Source organism: Erwinia sp. 2186, from assembly GCF_057812255.1.
The window spans coordinates 4,000,848-4,014,713 of the sequence record NZ_CM173824.1; the positions used below are offsets into that span (position 1 = coordinate 4,000,848).

Below are 13,866 nucleotides of genomic sequence, written 5' to 3' on the forward strand. Positions count from 1 at the left end.
TCAGATCCTTTGCGACACCTAACTTTCAAGGAACGCAAAGTGTTAAAAAAAGTTCTGCCTTTACTGATCCTCGGCACCTTCCCGGCCTTCGCGGCTAAACCCGTCCTGACTGTTTATACCTACGACTCTTTTTCCGCTGACTGGGGACCGGGTCCTGCCATCAAAAAGGCGTTTGAAGCGGACTGCGGCTGCGAGCTGAAATACGTGGCGCTGGAAGACGGCGTCTCGCTGCTTAACCGTCTGCGGATGGAAGGTAAAAACAGCAAGGCCGATGTGGTGCTGGGCCTCGATAACAATCTGCTGGATGCGGCGGAGAAAACCGGCCTGTTCGCACCAGGCCAGGTCGATACCAGCAAGGTCACCGTTCCGGGTGGCTGGAACGATAAGACCTTTGTGCCGTATGACTACGGCTGGTTCGCCTTTGTGTACGATAAAACCAAGCTGCAAAATCCGCCCACCAGCCTGAAAGAGTTGGTCAACAGCGACAAACCGTTGAAGATTATTTATGAAGATCCCCGCACCAGCACCCCGGGCCTCGGCCTGCTGTTGTGGATGCAGAAAGTGTTCGGCGATAAGGCACCGGAAGCCTGGCAGAAGCTGGCGAAGAAAACCGTCACCGTTACCAAAGGCTGGAGCGAAGCTTACGGGCTGTTCCTCAAGGGTGAAGGCGATATGGTGCTGAGCTACACCACATCTCCGGCTTACCACCTGATTGAAGAGAAGAAATCGCAGTATGCCGCCGCCAATTTCAGCGAAGGTCACTACCTGCAGGTAGAAGTGGCCGGCCAGCTGAAAAGCAGCAAACAGCCGGAGCTCGCGCAGAAATTCATGAAATTTATGCTGGATAAACCGTTCCAGGACAGCATCCCAACCGGCAACTGGATGTATCCGGTGGTGAAAAGCACCCTGCCTGCCGGTTTCGATACCCTGACCGTCCCGTCCAACTCGCTGCAATACACGTCACAGGAAGTCGCCAGCCAACGTAGCCAATGGATCAGTGCATGGCAACGCGCCGTCAGCCGCTGAGTGCTGGCCCGTTAGTGCCCGGTGCGCTGGCGGCGACGCTGCTGGTCGCCGTGGCCCTGACCGCATTCAGCGCGCTATGGCTGAGTGCGCCGGCGATCCACTGGCGGGATCTCTGGCAGGATGACTATCTCTGGCACGTCCTGCGCTTCTCCTTCTGGCAGGCCTTTCTTTCCGCGGTACTGGCGGTTGGGCCGGCGATCCCGCTGGCCCGCGCACTTTACCGACGCCGCTTCCCCGGCCGGGACACGCTGTTAAGACTCTGCGCGATGACGCTGGTGTTGCCGGTGTTAGTGGCGGTATTCGGCATCCTCAGCGTCTATGGCCGCACGGGCTGGCTGGCCGATCTCTGCGCGTTGCTGGGCATTCCCTATACCTTCACGCCGTATGGCTTGCAGGGCATTTTGCTGGCGCATGTGTTCTTTAATTTGCCGTTAGCCGCGCGTCTGCTGCTGCAGGCGCTGGAACAGATCCCCGGTGAGCAGCGCCAGCTGGCCGCGCAGCTGGGATTACGCGGCTGGAACCATTTCGTGGTGGTCGAATGGCCCTGGTTGCGGCGGCAAATTCTGCCTGCCGGCGCGCTGATTTTTATGCTCTGTTTTGCCAGCTTCGCAACCGTCCTGTCGCTCGGCGGCGGACCAAAAGCCACCACCATCGAGCTGGCGATCTTTCAGGCGCTGAACTTTGATTACGATCCGGGCCGTGCCGCCCTGCTGGCGATGATTCAGATGGTCTGCTGTCTGGGATTGGTGATGTTAAGTCAGTGGCTCAGCAAAGCGATTCCGTCGGGCACGGCAAGCATCAACGGCTGGCGAAATCCTGAAGACAGCGGGCGCGCCAAAGTGTGGGATGCGCTGTTAATCTTCGCCGCGCTGCTTTTATTACTGCCGCCGCTGCTGGCGGTGATCGTGGATGGCCTGAATCAGGGGCTGCCCGCAGTATTACGCCAACCGGCGCTGTGGCAGGCCACCTTCACCTCAATACGCATCGCGCTTGGCGCGGGGGTGCTGTGTGTGATCCTGACGGTGATGCTGCTGTGGAGCAGCCGGGAATTGCGCCTGCGTCAGCGCGTCTGGCTCGGCCAGTCGCTGGAACTGAGCGGCATGTTGATTCTGGCCATGCCCGGCATCGTGCTGGCGACCGGCTTCTTTCTGCTGCTGAATGCCACCGTGGGCCTGCCGGACGCCGCCGATGGTATCGTAATTTTCACCAATGCGCTGATGGCCATTCCTTACGCCATGAAGGTGCTGGAAAACCCTCTGCGGGACATTGCCGAACGCTATAACCGGCTCTGTTTGTCGCTGGATATTCACGGCTGGAATCGCGTCAAACTGATCGAACTGCGCGCGTTAAAGCGCCCTCTTGCGCAGGCGCTGGCATTTGCCTGCGTGCTGTCGATTGGCGATTTTGGCGTGGTGGCGCTGTTTGGTAATGAAAATTTCCGCACGCTGCCGTTTTATCTCTATCAACAGATTGGCTCCTACCGTAGCGAAGATGGCGCGGTCACTGCGCTGCTGCTTTTGCTGCTCTGCTTCCTTCTGTTCACCCTGATTGAAAAACTGCCGGGACGCCATGCTGACGTTAACTAATCTGACCTACCTCTATAACCATCTGCCGATGCGCTTTTCACTGAGCATGCAGGCGGGAGAAAGGCTGGCGATCCTCGGCCCGAGCGGCGCGGGGAAAAGCACCCTGCTGAGCCTGGTGGCGGGGTTTCTTGCGGTAAATAGCGGCAGCTTGCTGCTGAATGGCGAAGATCACAGCCACACGCCACCGGCGAAGCGACCGGTTTCCATGCTGTTCCAGGAGAATAACCTGTTCCCGCATCTGACGGTGGCGCAGAACATCGGCCTTGGCCTGCATCCCGGGCTGAAGCTGGATCCTCAGCAGAAGCAGGCGTTGCAGGACATCGCGCGACGAGTCGGTCTGGACACCTTGCTGGACCGTTTGCCTTCGCAACTTTCCGGTGGCCAACGGCAGCGGGCGGCGCTGGCACGATGTCTGGTGCGTCAGCAACCGTTGCTGCTGCTGGATGAGCCGTTCTCTGCCTTGGATCCGGCCCTGCGCAAAGAGATGCTGCAGCTGGTGGATGAGGTCTGTCAGGAGAGGAAGATGACGCTACTGATGGTGTCGCACAGTATTGAGGATGCCGCGCGGATAGCGCCACGCAGCATACTAATTGTCGATGGACGGGTTTACTGGGACGGCAGCACCGACGTGCTGCTCAATGGTGACGTGGCTGAAGCCGCCGTGCTGGGCATTAATGTCCGATAAAGACTTCTGACAACAGATGGCGGAATATCGGCATCATCGGATGGAATTGCAGGGCGACAAAGCTGGCCACGGCAATAACAATCACCAGCGGCGCCAGCCATCGCAGACGGCTCGGCGGCAGATACGCGCTGGCCCAGTCGGCCTGCTTTTTCGAACGTAACCAGCGCCATCCCAACCAGCATCCCAGCCAGACCAGCAATGCCACCGCCAGCAACAGCCATTTAAACATGCTGCTGCTCGCCCCTTTCGGCACATCAATCGCCACACCCGCCAGAATGCCCGGCAACAGATACAGCGGTGGCCAGAGCACGCAGCCAATGATATTCGGCGGGATAAACTTCTTCACCGGCAGTTCCAGCATTCCCGCCACCAGCGGGATCAGCGGACGGGTCGGCCCGACAAAACGCCCAACAATGATGGTAAACATGCTGTGCTGATGCAGCGCATGTTCGGTTTTATCCATCAGCCCCTGATGCTTTTTAATAAATGACCATCGGTGCAGCGGCCCTTTGAATTGCCAGCCAATCAGATAGGAAATCCAGTCGCCGACCAGACAGCCAATGGTCCCCGCCAGCCAGGCGGGATACAGGCCAATTTGCCCGCTGCCGATCAGCGCGCCGAAGGAAGCCATTAAAACAGTGCCAGGCAACAGCAGCCCGACCAGCGCCAGGGATTCAAAAAAAGTGATAAGCCCCACCGCCAGCAAAGACCAGGCCAGTGATTGCGTAATAAGATGTTGCAGCCAGGCTTCCATACTTTCCACATTCTGTTTTGATTGAGGTCGGATTGTCCTGAGACACCCGTACTGCGTCAAGGTCTGTTTTGTATGAACTCATTGATCGCGGTCAGATTAAGATAACCTCCAGCACGGGCCGGACGGCATCCGCACTGACCCGACCGGGCGAGATTCCCCCGGCATCGCGCTATACTGTATAAATAAACATGCTATTATTGTGCAAAGAAGCAACATTAAGGATTTCCGGTGAACGATGCACGCGCAGGCTTTCTGCTCACCCGCCACTGGCGGGATACGCCTTCAGGCACGGAAGTGGTGCTGTGGCTGGCCACCGACAGTGGCCCGCAGAGAGTGGTGCTGCCGCCACAGGAATCCGTTGCCTTTATTCCGCAAGAGTATCAGGCGCAGGCTGAGGCGTTACTTAAGCAGGAACGCCATTTCCGTATCGTTCCCCTCGGGTTAAAAGATTTCCGCCATCGGCCGGTGTTCGGCCTCTATTGCCATCAGTACCGCCAACTGCAAAAGCTGGAGAAGCTGCTGCGTGAGAATGGCGTGATGGTGTATGAAGCGGATGTGCGGCCGCCCGAGCGCTACCTGATGGAGCGCTTTATCACCTCGCCCGTCTGGTTTAGCGGCCAGCCGGCGGGAAACAGCCTGATCAACACCCGCCTGAAACCCAATCCCGACTACCGGCCGCCGCTGAAGTGGGTCTCGCTGGATATCGAAACCACCCGCCACGGCGAACTCTACTGCATCGGCCTTGAAGGCTGCGGACAACGCGATGTCTATATGTTGGGCCCGGAGAACGGCGATGCCAGCAAACTGGACTTCAATCTGGAATACGTCTCCAGCCGGCCACAGCTGCTGGAAAAACTGAACGCCTGGTTTGTGCAGCACGACCCGGACGTGTTGATTGGCTGGAACGTGGTGCAGTTTGACCTGCGCGTGCTGCAAAAACACGCCGACCGTTATGGTATTCCGTTAAAACTCGGACGCAATAACGAGGCGCTGGAGTGGCGTGAGCACGGCTTCAAGCCCGGCGTGTTCTTTGCTCAGGCCACCGGCCGGCTGATCGTCGATGGGATTGATGCGTTGAAATCGGCGTTCTGGAACTTCGCCTCATTCAGTCTGGAAGCCGTCTCCCGGGAACTGTTGGGAGAAGGCAAAGCGATTAACAATCCCTGGGACAGAATGCAGGAAATCGATCAGCGCTTTGCGGAAGACAAACCCGCCCTCGCCCATTACAACCTGAAGGACTGCGAGTTAGTCACCCGAATTTTCCATCACACCCAGCTGATGCCGTTTCTGCTGGAACGGTCGACGGTGAATGGCCTGGCGGTCGATCGCCACGGCGGTTCTGTGGCGGCGTTCGGCCACCTGTATTTACCGCGCATGCACCGTGCAGGCTTTGTCGCGCCGGGCCTGGGCGAAGTGGCTCCTGAGGCCAGCCCAGGCGGTTATGTGATGGACTCGACGCCGGGCCTGTATGATTCGGTGCTGGTGCTGGACTATAAAAGCCTGTATCCGGCCATTATCCGCACCTTCCTGATCGATCCGGTTGGGCTGGTCGAAGGCCTGGCGCATCCTGATGACACCGATTCCGTCAGCGGTTTTAAGGGCGCGCGCTTCTCCCGCACCACCCATTGCCTGCCTGAAATCGTCAACCAAATCTGGCAAGGGCGTGAAGCCGCCAAAAAAGAGGGCAATAAGCCGCTGTCGCAGGCGCTGAAAATCATTATGAATGCCTTTTATGGCGTGCTGGGCACCAGCGCCTGTCGCTTTTTTGATCCGCGTCTGGCGTCCTCAATTACCCTGCGCGGCCATGAGATCATGCGGCAGACCAAAGAGCTGGTCGAAGCCGAAGGTTATGACGTGATTTATGGCGATACCGACTCGACCTTTGTCTGGCTGAAAAAGCCCCACGACCAGCAGTCGGCCAATGCCATTGGCCAGCAACTGGTGGAGAAGGTCAATGCCTGGTGGAAACAGCATTTGCAGCAGGAGTTTGGGCTGGAGAGCGCACTGGAACTGGAGTTTGAAACCCATTTCAGCCGTTTTCTGATGCCCACCATTCGCGGTGCCGAACAGGGCAGCAAGAAGCGTTATGCCGGGCTGATTTGCGAAGGCGACAGTGAACGCATGGTGTTTAAAGGACTGGAAACCGTGCGCACCGACTGGACGCCGCTGGCCAAAAAATTCCAGCAGGAGCTCTATCGCCGCATTTTTAAAAAACTGCCCTATCGCGATTATATCCTGGAGACGGTGCGCCAGTTGCTGGATGGCGAGCTGGACGATCAGCTGGTGTACGGTAAAAGGCTGCGTCGCCCGCTGGACGACTATCAGCGCAATGTGCCGCCGCATGTCCGCGCCGCCCGCATCGCCGACGAATTCAACGAGAAGCAGGGCCGTCCGCTGCTTTACCAGAAGGGCGGAAAGATTCGTTACGTGATGGCCACCTCCGGGCCCGAGCCTTTAGAAGCGCGCATCACGCCTCTCGACTACGATCATTATCTGACAAAGCAGCTCCAGCCGGTGGCTGAGGGCATTTTACCTTTCCTTCAGGATGACTTTGCTACACTGGTGACAGGCCAGTTAGGTCTTTTTTGACAGGTGACGAACGCGCTACCTTCCAGTACCATAGCGCCCTTCCAGATAATTTGAATTTTCTGCCGGGCACCGAGTGCCGGGCGGTCATGCTATTGCCTGCCATAACCTCTAAGAGAATCGAGCCGAATATCTATGCCTTTTACACTTGGTCAACGCTGGATCAGCGATACGGAAAGCGAATTGGGATTGGGCACTATTGTCGCGATCGACACGCGCATGGTGACTGTGCTGTTCCCCGCCACCGGCGAAAACCGTCTTTATGCCAGAAATGATTCTCCAATCACCCGTGTGATGTTCAATCCGGGCGACACCATTACCAGCCATGAAGGCTGGCAGCTGGAAGTGGCAGAAGTCACCACTGAAAACGGTCTGATGACCTACATCGGCACGCGTCTGGATACCGAAGAGACCGGCGTGGTGATGCGTGAAGTGATGCTCGACAGTAAGCTGGTCTTCAGCAAGCCTCAGGATCGCCTGTTTGCTGGCCAGCTGGATCGTATGGATCGCTTTGCCCTGCGCTTTCGCGCCCGTAAATACCAGAGCGAGCAGTATCACCTTGCGGTCAGTGGCCTGCGTGGCATGCGCACCAGCCTGATCCCGCACCAGCTGCACATTGCCCATGATGTTGGCCGCCGCCATGCGCCGCGCGTCCTGCTCGCGGATGAAGTCGGCCTCGGTAAAACCATCGAAGCCGGGATGATCATCCACCAGCAACTGCTGGCCGGCCGTGCAGAACGCGTGCTGATCGTGGTGCCTGAAACCCTGCAACATCAGTGGCTGGTTGAGATGCTGCGCCGCTTCAACCTGCGTTTCGCCCTGTTTGACGATGAGCGCTATGCGCAGGCGCAGCTGGACAGCGATAACGCCTTCGAAACCGAACAGCTGGTGATCTGCTCACTCGACTTCGTGCGCCGCAACAAAACGCGCCTCGAAATGATGGCGGATGCCTCCTGGGACCTGCTGATTGTCGATGAAGCCCACCACCTGGCGTGGGAAGAAGGCCAGCCAAGCCGCGAATATCAGGTGATTGAGCAACTGGCCGAACAGATCCCTGGCGTGCTGTTGCTGACCGCGACGCCAGAGCAGCTGGGACTGGAAAGCCACTTTGCCCGTCTGCGCCTGCTCGATCCTAACCGCTTCCATGATTTTGCTGCCTTCGTTGAAGAGCAGCAGCACTTCCGTCCGATTGCCGATGCGGTAACCGGCCTGCTGGCCGATAAGTCGCTCAGCGCGGAAGAGATGAATATGCTTAACGATCTGGTCGGCGAGCAGGATATCGAGCCGCTGCTGCAAACCGCCAACAGCGACCGTGAAGGAAAACTGGAAGCGCGTCAGGAACTGATCAGCATGCTGATGGACCGCCACGGCACCAGCCGCGTGCTGTTCCGCAACACCCGTAACGGGGTGAAAGGCTTCCCGAAACGTGAACTGCACCAGATCCGTTTGCCGCTGCCAACGCAGTATCAAACCGCGATCAAGGTTTCCGGCATCATGAGCGCGCGTAAATCTGTCGATGAGCGCGCCCGCGACATGCTGTATCCCGAGCAGATTTATCAGGAATTTGAAGGCGACAGCGGCACCTGGTGGAACTTCGATCCGCGCGTTGAGTGGCTGATGGGCTTCCTGACCAGCCAGCGCGATAAGAAGGTGCTGGTGATCTGTGCCAAAGCGGCCACCGCGTTGCAGCTGGAGCAGGTTCTGCGCGAGCGGGAAGGTATCCGCGCGGCAGTGTTCCATGAAGGCCTGTCGATTATTGAACGTGACCGTGCGGCCGCGTGGTTTGCCTCTGAAGAAGATGGCGCTCAGGTGCTGCTGTGTTCTGAAATTGGTTCCGAAGGCCGTAACTTCCAGTTCGCCCATCAGATGGTGATGTTCGATCTGCCGTTTAACCCGGACCTGTTAGAGCAGCGTATCGGCCGTCTTGACCGTATCGGTCAGACGCATGACATTCAGATCCACGTGCCTTACCTGGAAAAAACCGCCCAGTCGGTGCTGGTTCAGTGGTATCACGAAGGTCTGGAAGCATTTGAGCATACCTGCCCGACCGGCCGCGCTATATATGATAAGGCCTACGCCCAGCTGGTTGCCTTCCTCGCCTCGCCGGAACAGACCGAAGGCCTGGAAGAATTTATCGCCGACTGCCGTAAGCAGCACAGTGCGCTGAAAATGCAGCTGGAACAGGGACGCGATCGCCTGCTGGAGCTGAACTCTAACGGCGGTGAGAAAGCGCAGGCGTTGGCAGAGAAGATTGGCGAGCAGGATAACGATACCGAACTGGTTAACTTTGCGCTTAACCTGTTTGATATCGTCGGCATCAATCAGGAAGATCGCAGCGATAACCTGATCGTACTGACGCCGGGCGATCATATGCTGGTGCCAGACTTCCCGGGTCTACCGGAAGACGGTTGTACCATCACCTTCGATCGCGGCCAGGCACTTTCCCGTGAAGACGCGCAGTATGTCACCTGGGAACACCCGATTATCCGCAACGGCCTGGATCTGATCCTCTCCGGGGATACCGGCAGCTGCGCGCTGTCCCTGCTGAAGAATAAGGCATTACCGGTCGGCACCCTGCTGGTAGAGCTGATCTACGTGGTGGAAGCGCAGGCGCCGAAACATCTGCAGCTGACCCGCTTCCTGCCACCAACGCCGGTGCGCATGCTGGTTGACCGCAAAGGCACTAACCTGGCCGGTAAAGTGGAGTTTGAAAGCTTCAACCGTCAGCTGAACGCGGTGAATCGCCATACCGGTAGCAAGCTGGTCAACGCCGTACAGCAGGATGTCCATGAGATCCTGAAGCTGGCCGAAGACGAAGCCGCGACCATGGCCCGCGAGGTGATTGACGTCGCCCGCCGCGAAGCCGATGAAAAGCTCAGCGCCGAACTGTCGCGCCTGGATGCCCTGAGTGCCGTGAATCCGAACATCCGTCAGGATGAGATTGACGCACTGGAAAGCAACCGTGAGCAGGTTCTGTCCGCGCTGAACGAGGCAGGCTGGCGTCTCGATGCGCTGCGTCTGATTGTCGTAACGCATCAGTAACTCAACATGGGGCGGTTCACGCCGCCCCTGACAGGCAACAAGATGGAACCCTATAACCCACCGCAAGAACCCTGGCTGCACATCCTTTATCAGGATGAGCACATCATGGTGATCAACAAACCGAGCGGATTGCTGTCGGTCCCCGGACGTCTGGAGGATCATAAAGACAGCGTGATGACCCGCGTCCAGCGTGATTTTCCTGCGGCGGAATCGGTGCACCGGTTGGATATGGCCACCAGCGGCGTGATCGTTGTGGCGTTAACCAAAGCGGCTGAACGCGAGCTGAAGCGTCAGTTTCGCGAGCGGGAACCGCAAAAGCAGTACGTTGCCCGCATCTGGGGGCATCCGGAGAAAGCTAAAGGGTTGGTCGATCTGCCGCTGATTTGCGACTGGCCAAACCGGCCAAAGCAGAAGGTGTGTTTTGAAACGGGGAAGTCAGCACAGACCGAGTATGAAGTGCTGGATTATGCCGATGACAACAGTGCCCGTATTCAGCTGAAGCCGATTACCGGCCGTTCTCATCAGTTAAGGGTGCATATGCTGGCGCTTGGCCATCCGATTCTGGGGGATAATTTTTACGCCCACGATGAGGCTAAAGCCATGGCACCGCGACTGCAGCTGCATGCCGAGATGCTGACCATTACCCATCCGCAGTACCACACGCCAATGACCTTCCGTCAGCCGGCGGATTTCTAACGAATAAGGGCGGAATCTCTTCCGCCCTTATTATCACCGTCAGGTCATCGCCATCAGGCAAATCCGCTACTTAAACCCTTTCTCGCGTTTAATCAGATCGTAAGCCGCCTGAATTTCCTGCGCTTTCTGCTTGGCCATTTCCATCATTTGCGGCGGTAAGCCTTTAGCAACCAGCTTGTCCGGATGATGCTCGCTCATCAGCTTGCGATAGGCACGTTTGATGGTGGTGCCATCATCGCTGCTTTTCACGCCCAGCACGCTGCAGGCATCTTCCAGCGTGGGTCCGCGTCGCGCCTGACCAAAGCCGCCGCCCTGCGAACCCGCACCGCTGTGATAATTGCCGCCACCGCCGCCAAACTGCTGACCGCTTTCCATCATCCGCAGGAACTGATCGAACTGCGCTTTGGAAATACCCAGCTCTTCGGCGATCACAAACAGGACCTGGCGTTCGTTAGGATGAAGAGAGCCATCGGCAAACGCCGCCTGAATCTGAATTTCCAGAAACATCCGAATCAGGTCAAAGCGGCCAAAGCAGGCGCTACGCAGTTCACGCAATTTACTGCGCAACGGGTAGTCGCCCTCTTTCCCTTCACGGAACGCACGCTGCGCCGACGTTCGGGCGTCGCCGTGCAGCTGCATACGGTCCATCAGCAGTGAAGCCATCTGAATATCCGCATCCGTCACGCGTCCTTTGGATTTGGTCAGATGACCCATAACCTGAAAGGTGGTGCGGAAAAACAGCGACTGTCTGGTTTGCTGGTTAGCAAAATAGCCCTGTCCTTTTACTGCCCGCGCTTTGTCGATCAGGTGGCCAATCAGCAGGCCAAATGCTAAACCCCAGAAGCCGGTGCCGCTCAACAAACCGAGCACAAGGCCAATTACTTTTCCCCAATAGCGCATATACTCCTCAATTCGCCATGCTGAAGGCTAAAAATTGCATTATCATACCTGTCATTTAACTCAGAGCCTAACGGCAACGCGGCCAGACGACCAGGATTAACACTAGCGCAACGCAGTTGAGTGCGATAGTCTCTGACCGTTTGTCGGCATGATGCCAGCTATCACGGAATTCTCGATACCGCGTATGAAAAAAAGATTACCTACTTTGCTGGCCACGCTTATCGGCACAGCGATTTACAGCCAGCAAGGCCTGGCCGACGACCTGGCATCACAATGTATGCTGGGTGTACCAAGTTATAACCGTCCTCTGGTCCAGGGAAAAACGAATAATGACCTACCGGTAACGATTAACGCCGACAATGCCAAAGGCAATTATCCCGATAACGCGGTCTTCACCGGCAACGTGGATATCCAGCAGGGTAACAGCCGTCTGCTGTCTGACGAGGTTCAGCTGCATCAAAAGCAGCAGCCGGGTCAGCCGACGCCTGTGCGCACCGTAGATGCCTTAGGTAATGTGCACTACGACGACAATCAGGTCATCCTGAAAGGTCCGAAAGCCTGGTCAAACCTGAACACCAAAGACACCAACGTCTGGAACGGCGACTACCAGATGGTCGGCCGTCAGGGCCGTGGTACTGGCGATCAGATGAAACTGCGTGGCCAGAACCGTTACACCATTATGGAAAACGGCACGTTTACCTCCTGTCTGCCAGGCGATAACAGCTGGAGCGTGGCCGGCACCGAGATTATTCAGGACCGCGAAGAGCAGGTTGCTGAAATCTGGAATGCCCGCTTCAGGATCGGCTCGGTACCGGTGCTGTACAGCCCTTATTTGCAGTTGCCGCTTGGCGACCGCCGCCGCTCAGGTTTCCTGATCCCGAATGCCAAATACGGCAGCTCCAACGGTTTTGAGTTCATTCTGCCGTATTACTGGAACATTGCGCCGCAGGCCGATGCCACCATTACGCCGCACTATATGAGCAACCGTGGGCTGCAGTTACAGAACGAATTCCGTTATCTGACCCTGGCGGGTGCCGGTCTGATGGAGTTCGATTATCTGAATTCGGACAATCAGTTCGAAAAAGATGCGCCTTCACGCAACATCAGCGATGACGATTCCAAACGCTGGATGTTCTACTGGAAGCACGCCGGTGTTTACGATAAGAACTGGCGCTTCAACGTCGACTACACCAAAGTCAGTGACACCTATTACTTCACTGACCTCGACTCGCCGTATGCCAACTCGACGGACGGCTACGTCACGCAGAAATTCAGTATCGGTTATGCCGAGAAAAACTGGGACGCCACGCTGTCGACCAAACAGTTCCAGATCTTCTCCACTAACGCCAGCAATGACGTTTACCGTGCAGAACCGCAGTTTGACTACAACTATTACCAGAACAACGTCGGGCCGTTCGATACCCACCTGTATGCTCAGGCGGTGAAATTCACCAACGTCAACGAAGAGTTGCCGGATGCAACCCGTTTGCACCTCGAGCCGACCATCAACCTGCCGCTGTCTAACGGCTGGGGAAGTCTGAATACCGAAGCGAAACTGCTGGCGACCCACTATCAGCAGGACGACATTGAGTATTACAACAACACCGTTGATACCAACAAAGTTAACCAGCTGAAAAGCAGCGTTAACCGCGTGATGCCGCAGTTTAAAGTTGACGGCAAGATGGTGTTTGACCGGGATATGGACTGGTCAGAAGGCTACACGCAGACGCTGGAACCGCGTATGCAGTACCTTTATCTGCCTTATCGCGACCAGAGCGATATCCGCGCCTATGACTCCACGCTGCTGCAAAGTGACTACACCGGCCTGTTCCGCGACCGCACTTACAGTGGTCTGGATCGCATCGCGTCAGCCAACCAGGTGACCAGCGGTGTGACCACGCGAATTTTTGATAACGATCTGGTTGAACGTTTTAACGCTTCCGTAGGTCAAATCTACTCGTTTACTCCATCCCGTACCGGTCTGGAGAACGCGGACAGCGACGATCGTGGCAGTCTGGTGTGGGCAGGTGACACCTACTACCGTATCAGCGACCGTTGGAGCACCCGTGGTGGCCTGCAGTACGACACCCGTCTTGATAACGTTTCGCAAGGCAATGCCGTACTGGAATACCGCCGCGATGCTGACCGTATGGTGCAGTTGAACTACCGTTACACCAGCCCGGAATATATTGCCCAAACGTTATCCACGGTGACCAACCCAGGCTATCAGGATGGCATTTCTCAGGTTGGCGCAACGGCAAGCTGGCCGATTGCTGATGCCTGGTCGGTGGTAGGCGCCTGGTACTACGATACCAAAGCCAAACAGCCGGCCGATCAGTTGCTTGGTGTGCAGTACAGTTCCTGCTGCTATGCAATTCGTCTGGGTTACGAACGTAAAATCACCAGCTGGAATAGCGATAACAGTACCAGTAATTACGACAATAAAATCTCGTTCAACATTGAGCTACGTGGCCTGAGTCCTTCTTATAGCCTCGGCACCGGTCAAATGCTGCGTGAGGGCATCTTGCCTTATCAGCGCTCTTTCTGATGTTGTGATTAATACAATGCAAACCCGCAGTGCGGATAGAAGA

Annotated in this window: 9 protein-coding genes; 7 read left to right on the forward strand and 2 right to left on the reverse strand. The window is 56.8% G+C overall.

Annotated features, from left to right (window positions below; all coding sequences use genetic code 11):
- Window positions 1–39: 39 nt before the first annotated feature.
- Genes thiB through thiQ form a run of 3 tightly spaced genes read left to right on the forward strand, consistent with a single transcriptional unit; the run spans window position 40 to window position 3,297 of the window.
- Window positions 40–1,026 (forward strand): thiamine ABC transporter substrate binding subunit, encoded by a 987-nt coding sequence (gene thiB / locus ACXKZG_RS18750; protein ID WP_013200737.1) that lies wholly within the window; start codon window positions 40–42, stop codon window positions 1,024–1,026.
- On the forward strand, window positions 1,002–2,612 hold the full coding sequence (gene thiP / locus ACXKZG_RS18755) for a thiamine/thiamine pyrophosphate ABC transporter permease ThiP (RefSeq protein ID WP_488875261.1): 1,611 nt from the start codon (window positions 1,002–1,004) through the stop codon (window positions 2,610–2,612). Before thiB ends, thiP begins: the two co-directional genes overlap by 25 nt.
- Window positions 2,596–3,297: a thiamine ABC transporter ATP-binding protein ThiQ gene (gene thiQ / locus ACXKZG_RS18760; protein ID WP_346595583.1), complete on the forward strand. Its 702-nt coding sequence runs from the start codon at window positions 2,596–2,598 to the stop codon at window positions 3,295–3,297. The genes thiP and thiQ overlap by 17 nt, the downstream gene beginning before the upstream one ends.
- On the opposite strand, the gene ACXKZG_RS18765 is transcribed toward thiQ, so the two are convergent.
- Window positions 3,284–4,051, reverse strand: a complete 768-nt coding sequence (locus tag ACXKZG_RS18765) for a DedA family protein (protein ID WP_013200735.1) — start codon at window positions 4,049–4,051, stop codon at window positions 3,284–3,286. The genes thiQ and ACXKZG_RS18765 overlap by 14 nt on opposite strands.
- Before the next feature lie 228 nt (window positions 4,052–4,279).
- On the opposite strand from ACXKZG_RS18765, the gene polB reads away from it, so the two are divergent.
- The 3 genes from polB (at window position 4,280) to rluA (ending at window position 10,375) form a co-directional block, all read left to right on the forward strand.
- Window positions 4,280–6,640, forward strand: coding sequence for a DNA polymerase II (polB, locus tag ACXKZG_RS18770; protein ID WP_488875262.1), 2,361 nt, complete (start codon window positions 4,280–4,282; stop codon window positions 6,638–6,640).
- Between the two features lie 132 nt (window positions 6,641–6,772).
- On the forward strand, window positions 6,773–9,679 hold the full coding sequence (gene rapA / locus ACXKZG_RS18775; protein WP_013200733.1) for an RNA polymerase-associated protein RapA: 2,907 nt from the start codon (window positions 6,773–6,775) through the stop codon (window positions 9,677–9,679).
- A 42-nt stretch (window positions 9,680–9,721) separates the two neighbouring features.
- The gene (gene rluA / locus ACXKZG_RS18780; RefSeq protein WP_013200732.1) at window positions 9,722–10,375 is read left to right on the forward strand and encodes a bifunctional tRNA pseudouridine(32) synthase/23S rRNA pseudouridine(746) synthase RluA; all 654 of its coding nucleotides are present in this window, start codon (window positions 9,722–9,724) and stop codon (window positions 10,373–10,375) included.
- A 66-nt stretch (window positions 10,376–10,441) separates the two neighbouring features.
- Here rluA and djlA read toward each other — a convergent pair whose 3' ends face one another.
- Entirely contained in the window at window positions 10,442–11,275 is an 834-nt protein-coding gene (gene djlA, locus ACXKZG_RS18785) for a co-chaperone DjlA (RefSeq protein ID WP_013200731.1), read from the reverse strand.
- Window positions 11,276–11,423: 148 nt separating this feature from the next.
- On the opposite strand from djlA, the gene lptD reads away from it, so the two are divergent.
- Window positions 11,424–13,823: an LPS assembly protein LptD gene (gene lptD / locus ACXKZG_RS18790; RefSeq protein WP_041691901.1), complete on the forward strand. Its 2,400-nt coding sequence runs from the start codon at window positions 11,424–11,426 to the stop codon at window positions 13,821–13,823.
- The last annotated feature ends 43 nt before the right edge of the window (window positions 13,824–13,866 follow it).